The sequence below is a fragment of the Paenibacillus sp. FSL R10-2199 genome (genome assembly GCF_038000235.1).
Classification (GTDB): Bacteria; Bacillota; Bacilli; order Paenibacillales; family Paenibacillaceae; genus Paenibacillus_AQ; species Paenibacillus_AQ phytohabitans.
The window spans coordinates 2,491,776-2,504,477 of record NZ_JBBOBO010000001.1 but is presented as its reverse complement, the minus strand read 5'-3'; the positions used below and the strand labels follow the sequence as shown (position 1 = coordinate 2,504,477).

Sequence of the window (12,702 nt, the reverse complement as noted above, 5' to 3'; positions counted from 1 at the left end):
TTCCTCCTAGTCTTTACCTAATACAAATGTATAGTTTGTAGTTGCAGATCCCCCAATGTTTAACATCATCGCATTTTTGGCATTCTCAACTTGATAATCTCCAGCTTTATTGGCAACTTGTTTATACAAGTCCAACAACATCCTTACACCAGAGGCTCCGACCGGATGACCTCCTCCTATTAATCCCCCACTTGGATTTACTGGCTTATCACCTTCAAAAGTGATTAATCCAGATTCAATTGCTTCGTATTCCTTTCCAGGTTCCGTTAGACCCAGACATGATAATGAAGCATATTCACTAGATGTAAAGCAGTCATGCACTTCAAATAAATCCATATCCTCAACTGTCAAACCAGATTTTGTATATGCATCTTTAACTGCAACCCGAGTCCATTTAAGAAGATATGGATCGTTTATACTTTCCTTTATTTTCGAGTCAAAAGTTAGTGGAGCATTTCTATGTCCCCATCCTTTGATATATGGAAGCTCACTAATTTGCAGGTTATTCCTTTTACAATAATTATGAGCATACTCTTCTGAAGCAAGGAATACCATTGCTGCCCCATCTGTCGTTTGAGAACAATCACTGACAGCTAATCGTCCGCCCACTAGTTGGTTAGATTCTGTCTTTCTCATTTTAGCCTGCGCTTTACTCATAAACCAGTTTCTTGTTTGAGCTTTAGGGTTCCTTTTAGCATTAGAATAGTTAATATAAGAAATTTCCGCCAAATTGTTCATATAACGCTCAGTTTCAAGCTTATATTTTTCAATAGTAGCATCGGCCAGCTTACTAAACAAATTTGGAAATGGAAAGTCGATACCCTGTGCCTCCTTCTCGTAGTATGATGCACTCCCAAGAAAAGCTCCACTAAGCTTACTGTCGACCGTTTTCATCATCTCGATACCCACAACAAGTGCCAAGTCATATTCTTGACTCTTAATTTTTGCTACTGCAGCATCAATGGCAACTGAACCCGATGCACAAGCTGCTTCGTATCGGGCAGATGGAAGACCATAAAACACATCATCAACTTCAGTCAAGAATGCACCTAAATGGCCTTGCGACAAGTAGTTTTCTGCTGCAAAATTCCCTACAAAAGCGCCGACTTTATTCTGAGTATTTAATTTCCCTATCTCTTCTACTGATATATTGGTAGATAGTAATCCATCTTCTATTATTTCTCTAAACATCCCCGTAAGAGACTTGCCTTCCTTACTCCAGTTTCTTTCATAATCACTTTGTTCTCCACCAAGTACGTATACTCTGCTCATTCTTATCCTCCATGATATATCTAGAATTTGGCCCTCAAGTACCTTCTGTAATTTAGCTTTGAAGGATAAATTTCCGTTTCACTGAATGCTGATATGAACGGGAGTAGCCTATTATCCGTTTTCATAGATTCAATTATTGCTTCTTTACCACCAAACAACTGAAGTAGGCCAAGCGGTGGAACCCAGTTGAACCCATATGACATTACGGTATCCGCATCATGAATACTATCCGCAATTTCTTTTGTGACAAATACAGAATAGACAACATATTTTATCAAGAAGTAAGTACATATTTTCGCTTCTTCGGAGTCATTATTAAGGAGTATTCTAATAGCTTCTTCGTATTTAGACTCTTTAATTGCAGCAACCATCTTCTCGACGAAATAGAATGAATATTTAATCTTAGATCGATAAGTCTGAGATTTAATATCGTAAACGAATAAATGCTTTTTACCAGTACTGTCTCTATCAAGTTTATATAATCCCTGTCCACATTTCCTTCCCAGCTTACCCTCGTTAATAAGACTATCTACAAATCGAGGCAAAATAAAGGAGTTACTATATAAATCCGAAATACTATAATAGAGATTATCTGTAATTGCTTTATAAACATCAAGACCTATAAAATCAACTGTCACTAATGGAGCCATTCCTCTGCCTGTGAAAGGGCCTAAAATAGCATCGATATAATCAATACCACCTCTATCTTCATAGAGTTCGGCAAATTGAAGTGCTTCATTCATAAATTGGAACCCTATACGATTTGCTAGAAAGGCTGGAGCATCCTTCAGTACAACTACTTTTCTGATTAGAACTTGCTCTAGATATAGTTTAAGTGATTCGATAGTATCCGCATCGGCAGACTCATTAGGTATTAATTCACATAATGGCAAACTATACGGAGGATTGAAAAAATGAGTCACAAAATACAAAGATTTAGCCTCTTCATCAAACACATTCTTTAATTTTTCTATCGAAAGCCCTGATGTACCTGTACTAACAATCGTCCCTGGCTTTCTATATCTTGCAATAACAGTATTAATTTCATCTTTAATCTCATAATCTTCAGCTACTGATTCAAATACCCAATCGGACTCATGGATACATGCCGCTAGGTCTTCATATGTACGGGCAAACAAATTACTCCTGATGGAATCTGCCCTAACAGATTTAACCGCTTTTTCAATTCCTTCCAGAGACTTATTAAGCGTTCTGCTTACCATATTTACTTTAACATTTCCAAAAGAAGCAAAAATACCAGCTACAGCTGCTCCCATAGCACCATTAGCCCCTATAACTGTCACTATATTAATATTTAGCATAGAATCCTCCATACGAGAATTTTCAAAGAATTATAAGTTGTGCTTTCTTAAAGAGGATAAAGAAGACATAGTAACGACTTCTGAACTATTAATGTTTGTCTTCCGAATAACATTTAATAATGTTTTGATAACTATTTTCAAGTCAAGAAATAAACTAATATGATCAACATACCAAAGATCTAATTTAAACTTTTCATCCCATGATATTGCATTCCGCCCATTTACTTGGGCCCATCCCGATATCCCTGGAGTTACATCATGTCTGCGTAGTTCTTCTTTAGAATAGTAATCTAAATATTCAACAAGGAGAGGTCTTGGTCCAATAAAACTCATATCACCCTTCATGACATTTATTAATTGGGGCAACTCATCAATACTACTTTTTCTTAAAAAGGCTCCTACACGCGTCATTCTTTCTATATCAGGTAGTAAATATCCTTCAGTATCTCTTTCCAGTGACATTGTTCTAAACTTAAGCACAGTAAAGATATTAGCTTGTTTTCCAGGTCGCTTTTGATGAAAGAGGACTGGACCTTTAGAACTGATTTTTATTGCTAATGCCGCTATTAGCATGATAGGAGAAGTAATAATAAGTAATATACATGCAAAGAAACAATCGAGTACTCTTTTCACAATTAAATATGGCTTCATTTCACCCTCAACCTCTTCTATTAAGAAATAAGAGGCGGAGATTAGTCCGCCATACCTGCAACTGCTTGTAAGCCATTTTGAAGCTCTGACTCAAAAGCACTTCTATATTGAGCAATTATATCTGTACTGTATCCATTTGCTTTGAGTTGTACTTCGGCATCTGCAACGATACTATTAAAACTTGCTGTGAAGGATGCCAATTGCTGCTTCCCTTTTGCAATAATGCTCTGCTTACTAGCATCGTCCTGAGCAGCAAGATATTCCATAGCGGTGCCAAATAACGTTGACTCACTTTGCGATTTCAGGGTATTAAGTCTGGCTTCTGTTGCACTGGTTATAGATTCATAAGAAATTTTCTCGGGTTTTTCTTTTGAAGTATCCGTCTGTGATGGCGTGGAAGTAGCTGAAGGTACTGTTTTCGCATTACCTTGTTTATTTTGTTCTTGGAAGGACTTAGAGGTAGCCGTAATGACTTTTGCCTGCTGGTCCCACTTAATCGAATTCCCTGCCGACTCTGAAAGGAATCGAAGTGGCACATATAGAGTTCCATTTAATATATAACTAGACTGGCTGTTAGGAATTGTTTTGGCAGCTCCATTAAAAACATAGCTAGCCTTCACCTCAGATAATGTAACACTCTTGGATGTATCCAAAGTTCTTTGGATATTCGCTGCATTCATTAAATACTCTTTAATTATGACTAACTCCGTACTGTTTGGTTCGTTTACTGAGACCTTAAGATTTTTAGCATCCCATGTTACGCTCTTTTGAAGAGCGTAAGACATGAATCTTACGGGTACATAGGTTGTATTCTTATGGATAAATACTAATTGTCCTGACGGCGGAACCATACCTACACCATCAAATATCATCTTAACATCCATATTTCGAACTTTAATTAAGTCAGTTTTCACTGATGGAGTTGTTACTGCCGTTACTGATGCAGCTGAGGCAGATAAAGGCGCTGATGCTGTTAATGGAGCAGCCCCTATTAATAAAAGCAACAGCAAAACTGTTGCCGGGATTTTAATTTTGTTCATTGCTATTCACTTCCTTCTTCCACAGCTTTTTCTTCTGCTATAACCTGTTCTTGTGTCTTTCCTTCACTCACTCCGTACTTCTTAGCAATTGAGGAAAGTTCATTATATTGATCCGCCGAGACATTATCAAGAATGATCCTGCGTGCTTCGCGTTTCTCTTCAATAGTTAATCCACCAGAGGCCAACTCCTGCAATCGTTTGATATCCGATACACTTAATTGACCCATTACAATAGAGGCGACATCTGCCTTTTCTTTCACAGTAACATTTTCTTGAATCTGCTTAGCTTTATCAGTTGAGACCTGCGCAGTGTATCCTTCAGTTTCTGTCACCTTCTCAGAAGATGGAGTACTTGCAGGTTGAGTAGTTGTAGCGGGAGTAGCCGCTTTCACACTCTCCCCTGAAGTATTAGGAGAACTTATTGGCTTATTCTCCTCATTTGTAACTGATGATGCTGAGGGAACAATCTTTTCAATATCACTCTTCCCAATAGTAGCTGTATTTGTCGGTTCAGCAGTAGGTCCCACAGTTGGTTCAATAACTACACTCTCGCTATCGGAAGTGTTATCCTGTTCTAAATCCAATCCCCCAGCCATTGAGGTCATTAATTTATCAACCGCATAGTTTGCAGCGAACAATCCACCAATCACTATTACTAAAACTACGGACAGAGACCACACTAGCACTTTCTTCCATCTCTTGTTGAACATCGTTATCCTCCGTTAATGTTAGTTAACTAATGGCGGCTTGGGCAACAGGCTGCATCGGAACAATCTGATTAATCACCTCGCGAATTGCACTTGGCTCTTCAGTAAGAACTCGTTCCAATCGTTTGAATTCCAGTTCCAATTGATTCTGACTTATAACGTTAGGTCTGCCAATGAATATACGATCATGCTGAGTCGAGCCAAGATTCTCTTCGTCAGTGAGCAGCTCTTCGTACAGTTTCTCACCTTCACGAATACCTGAGAAGGTAATATCAATATCTGTATACGGCTCATAACCGGATAAAGTAATCAAATCCTCTGCTAAATTCAGAATCTTCACCGGTTCACCCATATCCAGCACAAACACTTCGCCACCCTTGGCAAAAGAACCTGATTGAATCACCAGTTGAACTGCCTCAGGTATTGTCATGAAATAGCGGACCATCTCGGGATGTGTGACGGTGACTGGGCCTCCGGCTGCGATCTGCTTCTTGAAGGCTGGAATTACACTACCACGACTACCGAGCACGTTACCGAATCGAACTGCCGAGAACTTCGTATGACTTGATGCATTTAAACTCTGCACGTACATCTCAGCAATTCGTTTCGTTGCTCCCATAACACTGGTTGGGTTAACCGCCTTATCCGAAGATATCATTACAAAGCGTTCTGTTCCATACTTATCAGCACAATCCGCCACATTCCGGGTACCGAACACATTGTTCTTTATTGCTTCCGATGGATTACGCTCCATTAGCGGAACATGTTTGTGCGCTGCTGCATGAAAGACAACATGCGGTTTATAACTCTGGAATACGTCCATCAGTCTTGCACGATCCTGTACATCGGCAATAATCGTTACGATGTTCAGGTAAGGGAAGTTCTTACGCAGTTCCATCTCTATGGTATAGATGCTATTCTCTCCATGACCAAGGATTAACAGCTTATCAGGTGCAAAGGGAGAAATCTGACGGCATAGCTCTGAACCGATTGAACCACCTGCTCCAGTAACTAACACAGTCTTATTATGAACATAACCCAGAATACTGTTCATATCAGCTACAATCGGCTCACGACCTAGTAAATCTTCCACACTAACATCACGGAGCTTCTTAACAGAAATCTTGCCAGCGATCAGATCATTCAAGGCAGGGATAATCTTCAGCTTAGCGCCGGTTGTCTTAGCTAGATTGATTATCTCCGATATTTCAGTTCTGGAGACTGAAGGCATCGCAATAATAATCTCATGAATATTCTTCTCTTTCACCAGACGAGGCAGATCATATCTGTTCCCTAGGACAGGCAGGCCCAGGATAGACATATGATGTTTATTCGGGCTGTCATCAATGAAGCCTACTAACTTCGTATGAGCAAACGAAGGTCCCATCATTTCCTTGGCGATTAGCATTCCACAATCCCCGGCTCCGACAATTAAAGCATGTGTCTCTGTATCCTTATCATTCATTCGTTCCTTCCGAAGAAATCTCCAGAGAAAACGAATACCGCCAACAAGAACCAGAGTTGTCTCCATAACCCGGACTTCAACTCCAAAAGGTACCCGTGCCGGTAGAATTATTAAAGAAATACCATAAGCAATGATGGCCCCAAAGACAATAGCTTTAAGAATGGATACTATTTCTCCGATACTGGCATATTGCCACATCCGGCGATACAGCCCAAAATAAATTAAAGTCCCCCCGATAGCAACCGTCGAAATCGATCCAAACTGCAGCATTTGGACAACATACTCATGAGGAATGCCATCGAAGAAACGAAACATGTAGGAAGTAACTACACTGAACCAAATTATCGCAATATCAATCATAAATAACATTAAGACTCTAGTTTTCGCTGTCATTTTTAGTGCCTCCAAAAATAACAATTTTCTTCAATAGGAAACTTAATTGCCATAATAGTAATAATAATAACCTTCGCTGGCTTTACGTTTCACATTGTTCAGTACTACGCCCAGCATTCTTGCCCCTACCCGATCCAGACCCGCTTTTGCCTTAGCGGCAATATCTCGCTTAACCTTGCCATAACTCACGACCATAATGACACCATCGCTCTTGGAAGCCACAATCTGTGCGTCTGTAACTGCCAATAGTGGCGGTGTATCAATCAGAATAACATCGAAAAGCTGGCGTAGCTCCTGCAGAATCGCACTCATGCGGTTGGACGCCATCATCTCTGCCGGATTTGGCGGAATCGGACCAGATGTCATCAATGAAAGGTTATTTACACCGGATTCTTGAATGACTTCAGACAAATCCGCCTGCTGGGATAGTAATGAAGATAAGCCATAACGGTTACTAAGAGAAAAGGTCTTGTGTGCGGTCGGCTTACGTAAGTCACCATCGATGAGCAGCACCTTCTTATCCGCTTGAGCATACGCAGCGGCAAGGTTAGCTGTCACTGTAGACTTCCCTTCCTCCGGTCCGGAGGAAGTGACCATAATGATCTGTATCCGTTCATCTACCGAAGAGAAATCAATATTCGTGCGCAGTGCCCGAAAAGCTTCAGATACAGGCGAGCGCGGGTTCGTCACGGTAATCAGATGGCGTTGTTTACTTGGCTGCTGTGACATGTTCGAGATCCCCCGCCTTTCTGGTCTGCGTCTGTACTTGCTGTTCTGTAGTCTTCGTTTCTTCTTGTCCAAGCCGTGTAATCATGGCGATCGTTGGCAGTCCAAGGTATTTCTTAATGTCATCTTCGGTCTTAAGCGTATCATCCAGATACTCCAGTAAGAAGGCAATTCCGAGACCAATCATTAAGGCTACGATAAATGCAATCGCGAGGTTCATCAGCACATTGGGTTCTACCGGTCCTGGAGCAACCGGGGGATTCAGCTTAGCTTCATTGAGGATGGACACATTCTGCACATTGAACAGGGAAGGAATCTCCTGCTTGAACACAAGTGATATGGCATTCACGATTTCTGCGGCTCTCTGATATGAATTATCTCGAACGACAAGTGTCATCACCTGCGTATTATTTACGGAACTCACATTAACTTTCTTCAGCATCTCCTCTGCAGTAATGGCGAATTGCGGATAGTCTTTGGCCACAACATCGAGGATTGCCGGTGTCTTAATAATTTCCTTGTACGTGTTAATCAGCTGAATATTCGTATTAATCTGGTTAAGATCCAGCTGTCCTACTGTAGATTGAGTAGGTGTCTGATTAACAATAATCTTCGTTGAAGCCTCATACACCGGATTCTTGATGTATAAGCTGTAGACCCCGGCAAGAACACATGCCACGATAACAATGCTGACAACCATCCACAGTCTCTTCCTGACAATCTGGAAATAATCGCGCAGATCCAATTCTTGTGCTGACAAGTGAATTTCCCTCCAAGCTGTTTCTGTAATGTTTCGTTCCACTTAAAAAAGCGCCCCCTCTCTAATAGACGAGAGGAGGCTCTCCACACTTACTATTTACTTACTTGAAGTTAATTGTACGGTAGATAATAACTGCTGCTTCTGCACGGGTAGCAGTGTTGTTAGGGTTGAACTTACCTGCGTTGCCGATAACCAGGTTATTGCTGGCAGCGAAGGCCACTCCGTCTCTCAGCGATGCACTAATCTTAGCAGCATCGGAGAATTTGCTAAGTGCACTTGCACTTGTATTTGCAGCAGGGTTAACCGACTTGATCGCACGGGAGATCATAGTCGCCATTTCTGCACGGGTAATAGTTGCATTAGGATCAAATTGTGCAGCGCTGCGTCCGGTGATGATCCCCTTCTCAGCAGCAACAGCTACGTATGGAGCATACCAGGAAGTAGTGCTTACATCACTGAAGCTCTGCTTAGCGGAGTTGTTCTCCAGGTTCAATGCACGAATCAGCATCTTGGCGAATTCAGCACGGGTCACATTGCTCTTCGGAGCAAAGTTGCCGTTACCCACACCTTCAATAGCGCCCTTGGCAGCTACAACGGCAATTTGTCTTCCAGCCCAAGCTTGTACACTTGCAATGTCTTTGAAGCTTACTTTGTTCTCCACTACTGCGTAGGAAGAGAAAGTATCGCGTGGTTCAATGATGTAATCCCCATCAACGGTACCACCCTGGAATTGCAGAGCACTATATACAATCTTCGTAACGGAGAGCAATTCTTTGTCAAGGCCAGTTGCATTCTTCAGTGGCAGCTTAATGATGATTGGCTGCTGGAAGGTTGTTGTTGCAACGCCGCCTACAGTCAGATCAAATTCATACACGCTGGATGCCAGCTTCAGGCTGGAAATCGAAGTTACAGTAGAATCAGCAATTGTCGATGCTGTAAGTGTAATAGCTTCACTGAATTGGCCCACTGGAATCGTTACGGTCAAGCCGTTGAAGGTAATTGCGATATTAGCAATACCTTTAGCCTTGGCAGCTTCGATGATTGCTTTGGACAATGGAACTTCCACTGTTGCAGCATTCACTGTACCCAGGTTCAAGGTAAGTGTAAGGCCTGTCTTAACTGTGCTTGAAGCAACGAGTGCATCAAATGCCTTCAGTACGTCAGCATCAACCAGCTTAAGTGTCGCCTTGTCTCCAACAATAGTTACCAGCTTGGATACATCGTAAATTCCAGGTGTAGCTGTTGGATTGGTAACTGGAGTTGTTACTGTCGAGCTGCCGCCACCGCCACCGCCGCCAGAACCAGTACCAGGATCAACAACTGCACCAGACTTAAGATAAACGTCATAGTAAGCGGCAGCAAGGATTACGGCTGCGTCTTTAGCTTTTGTAACAGATGGAATAGCTTCCAGATTAGTCTTCAGTGTGGATACGAGGTTAGCATCAACGCCAAGTTCCAGAAGCGCGGCCTTCAGTGTGTAATCTGTTCCTGCTACTACATTAGTATTGAGCGCAATATTCTTCGCTTGAACTGCCAATGCGCTGCTTGGATTTTTGGCTGCTGCATACAGATCTGCCAGGTTTGCTCCTTTGAAGGCTGCAATCTCCTTCTGCTCAACTACAGAAATGAAATTATATACTTTGCCGACAGTCAGATCTGTAATACCGGCCTGTTCACCAATATTCTTCACCAGCGCCTGATAAGCAGGATAATTCGGTGATTCCAGAATATCTGTAATCGCTGTTACATCAGGATTGTAGTAAGAACCTACTACCTCTAAGTAGAAATCAAACAATGTTGTCTTCTCTGTAGAAGAGAGAGTAACATGATCCAGAATCGGTGCAAGGGCAGTTTCCAGTTCGGTACGGGATACCGACTGGAGCTCTGCGCGGAACTCACGGAGTGTCTGCTTGGATGCATCACTTAATTTGCCGTACAACAGATTGGCACGGGCTTTCAAAGTTTCATAGTTTGCACTCGCTGCAGAAGCTGTACCCACGATTCCAGATTGTCCAAGAATACTGCTTAGGGGCAATCCGGCAACGGATGCCGCCGCCATGCTTACTGCTAGTGTAGATACTGCCAATTTTTTCTTCAAAGTCACTTTTCATCCACCTCATTGTATGTATTTTTATAAATATTATAGCTTTAATCCAGTAATACCCATTCTACCATTAAAAACTAGGAAGGTCATCCCTTACGAGAAAAAAATCCGAACAATCTATGAAGTTTGCTGTTGGATTGAACAGGATTAACTCGAATGATCTCCTCATTAGCAACAATTCTACGCGCATTGTGTAGAAAAAAGTCGAATGTCTCATTTCCCAAATGTTTCTTCACGACTTCGTAAGCCTCGCTTAAGCCAAACGGACGATTACTAGAATCATGCGCATCTGATGCAATCACATGTATAGTCCCCCGCCGGCACAAGTCTAGTGACAGCTTCTGCAGCTTACTCCCGAAGGTCCCGGCAAGACTCTGTGCCGTCAGCTGTCCCAGTGCTCCCAATTCGGTTAACCGCTCCAGCTTGGACGGATTCTCGGCAACCTCGGCATTACGCTCCGGATGGGCGATCACCGGTACATAACCTTGGATGATCAGCTCATGGCAGGTCTCCTCCATATTACGCGGCACCCGCGAAGAGGGCATCTCCAGCAGAATGTATCTGGAACCGGCAAGCGTCAGCAGTTGTCCCTTCTCCAGATCATCCAGCAGGTCGCCGTAGATACGAATCTCCTGGCCCGGCAGCACCTGAAGGGGATTGCCAGCCTCCTGGAGCTTCTCATTCAGCAACCGCACAGCCGCTTCAATATCCGGAGCCGGATTCATATAGACTCCGTTCGCATGATGCGGCGTAGCAACTACAGTGGTAATACCATCGTTATGGGCGTCTTGCGCCATGGCGAGAGCGGCGTCAACATCAGCGGCTCCGTCATCCATGAAGGGTAGAATGTGGCTATGGATATCTATCATATGTAGTTTATCGGTCCTTTTCGAGAGGATATGTATAGTATACGTAAAAAAATACAACCATTTCGCTAGGAAATGATTGCTAAATTTTAAAATAAATTTCGTTAAGCTTCTAATTGAAACAGCCGATAAGTTACCATCTTAAGCTGTTCGTCTACTTCACGGATGTCCGCTTCATGCTGACAAGTATTGCGGAGATCCAGCAGGCTATTAATCTTCCGGCGCTCCTGTTCTATCTCATGCTCTACCGTCTGCAGCTTGTAAATAGACATCATCTCTACTAATGAATATTTATGCTGATAGATCAGCTTGGTGCCGCCGGGTCTCACTTCCGAGATCCGGCGCACCGAGCCACCCTCATAGTAATACATCATGGTTAATTCCTTATAAATCCGGTTCACGGTTCCCGTGCCCTTATACATGAAGAAGAGCTTACGGACCGCATTGATCAGATGAGGATTCACTACCCTGCAGGACAAGGAACCAATATAGATGCCGCCTTTGCGTTCAAAAGACAGATGTACCTCCTCGCCTCCGGCTTCCTCCAGCACAATCTCCTGTTCACCCGCGCCAAGGATCTTCACACGGTGGCTGATATAGCTGGTATCGGCGGTAAGCAGAAACTGGTTCAGCTGAAATTCGGTCATTTGCATTGTTGCATTCACATATTCCATAGCCAGACGCTGAGCCATAACCATCCCTCAATTCTATGACAAACCCTTAAGTCTCAGAAGAGTCTTCGTGCTGTGGTTCATCCCCGGAATCCTGATCGTCCGGTTCTGCCGGAGGTTCTTCTTCGGTAGGAAGAGTATGTCTATCGATAAGTTCCCATAGTTCGTCTTTGCCAAGTCCAATCTCTGAAGAATAGGCAATGAAGTTATCACCCGGCAGCACACCGAGCTCCTGCTTCATCACTTTGATATGCTTCGGCCAGCGGGTCTTCGGAATCTTATCCGCCTTGGTTGCCACTACACAGAGCGGCAGATCATAATGCTTCAGCCAGTCGAACATCATCTTGTCATTGCCGGTTGGCGGATGACGAAGGTCTACAACGAGCAGGACCATCTTCAGCGTTTCACGCTCGGACATGTATTTCTCAACCATTTTGCCCCAGGAGGCGCGCTGTGTCTTGGAGACCTTGGCGTATCCGTAACCCGGAAAGTCGACGAAATACATACTTTCATTAATACGATAATAGTTCATATGCTGCGTCTTACCCGGTGTAGAACTGGTGCGGGCGAGATTCTTGCGGTTAATCATGCGGTTAATCAGAGAGGACTTCCCTACATTGGAGCGCCCTGCCAGAGCAATCTCCGGCAAGGCATCCTCAGGGTACTGATCAGGGCCCACGGCACTGATCACAAATTCGGCATTGTTAACTTTCATAGGACTTCCT

Annotated in this window: 12 protein-coding genes; all 12 read right to left on the bottom strand. The window is 43.0% G+C overall.

Translation table 11 applies throughout. The features are described 5' to 3' along the window. Positions 1 to 6: 6 nt before the first annotated feature. The 12 genes from NYE33_RS11030 to yihA all read right to left on the bottom strand — a co-directional run bounded on the left by NYE33_RS11030 (position 7) and on the right by yihA (position 12,692). Positions 7 to 1,272 (bottom strand): acetyl-CoA acetyltransferase, encoded by a 1,266-nt coding sequence (locus NYE33_RS11030; RefSeq protein ID WP_341065771.1) that lies wholly within the window; start codon positions 1,270 to 1,272, stop codon positions 7 to 9. Between the two features lie 20 nt (positions 1,273 to 1,292). Beyond that, entirely contained in the window at positions 1,293 to 2,594 is a 1,302-nt protein-coding gene (locus NYE33_RS11025) for a 3-hydroxyacyl-CoA dehydrogenase family protein (protein ID WP_341065769.1), read from the bottom strand. Between the two features lie 30 nt (positions 2,595 to 2,624). Further along, positions 2,625 to 3,245, bottom strand: coding sequence for a sugar transferase (locus tag NYE33_RS11020; RefSeq protein ID WP_341065766.1), 621 nt, complete (start codon positions 3,243 to 3,245; stop codon positions 2,625 to 2,627). 41 nt (positions 3,246 to 3,286) lie between these two features. Further along, complete coding sequence (locus tag NYE33_RS11015) at positions 3,287 to 4,285, bottom strand: copper amine oxidase N-terminal domain-containing protein (RefSeq protein ID WP_341065764.1); 999 nt, start codon at positions 4,283 to 4,285, stop codon at positions 3,287 to 3,289. A 2-nt stretch (positions 4,286 to 4,287) separates the two neighbouring features. Next, positions 4,288 to 4,995: a hypothetical protein gene (locus NYE33_RS11010; protein ID WP_341065762.1), complete on the bottom strand. Its 708-nt coding sequence runs from the start codon at positions 4,993 to 4,995 to the stop codon at positions 4,288 to 4,290. Positions 4,996 to 5,017: 22 nt separating this feature from the next. Beyond that, entirely contained in the window at positions 5,018 to 6,850 is a 1,833-nt protein-coding gene (locus NYE33_RS11005; RefSeq protein ID WP_341065760.1) for a polysaccharide biosynthesis protein, read from the bottom strand. 42 nt (positions 6,851 to 6,892) lie between these two features. Further along, the gene (locus NYE33_RS11000) at positions 6,893 to 7,579 is read right to left on the bottom strand and encodes a CpsD/CapB family tyrosine-protein kinase (RefSeq protein ID WP_076248605.1); all 687 of its coding nucleotides are present in this window, start codon (positions 7,577 to 7,579) and stop codon (positions 6,893 to 6,895) included. Beyond that, on the bottom strand, positions 7,560 to 8,336 hold the full coding sequence (locus tag NYE33_RS10995) for a YveK family protein (RefSeq protein ID WP_341065757.1): 777 nt from the start codon (positions 8,334 to 8,336) through the stop codon (positions 7,560 to 7,562). The genes NYE33_RS11000 and NYE33_RS10995 overlap by 20 nt, the downstream gene beginning before the upstream one ends. A 100-nt stretch (positions 8,337 to 8,436) precedes the next feature. Beyond that, positions 8,437 to 10,434 (bottom strand): S-layer homology domain-containing protein, encoded by a 1,998-nt coding sequence (locus tag NYE33_RS10990; protein ID WP_341065755.1) that lies wholly within the window; start codon positions 10,432 to 10,434, stop codon positions 8,437 to 8,439. Positions 10,435 to 10,526: 92 nt separating this feature from the next. Beyond that, entirely contained in the window at positions 10,527 to 11,309 is a 783-nt protein-coding gene (locus tag NYE33_RS10985) for a tyrosine-protein phosphatase (RefSeq protein ID WP_341065753.1), read from the bottom strand. Between the two features lie 101 nt (positions 11,310 to 11,410). Further along, on the bottom strand, positions 11,411 to 11,998 hold the full coding sequence (locus tag NYE33_RS10980) for a non-ribosomal peptide synthetase module (RefSeq protein ID WP_076248595.1): 588 nt from the start codon (positions 11,996 to 11,998) through the stop codon (positions 11,411 to 11,413). 28 nt (positions 11,999 to 12,026) lie between these two features. Then, positions 12,027 to 12,692, bottom strand: a complete 666-nt coding sequence (gene yihA, locus NYE33_RS10975; RefSeq protein WP_039296666.1) for a ribosome biogenesis GTP-binding protein YihA/YsxC — start codon at positions 12,690 to 12,692, stop codon at positions 12,027 to 12,029. Between the last annotated feature and the right edge of the window lie 10 nt (positions 12,693 to 12,702).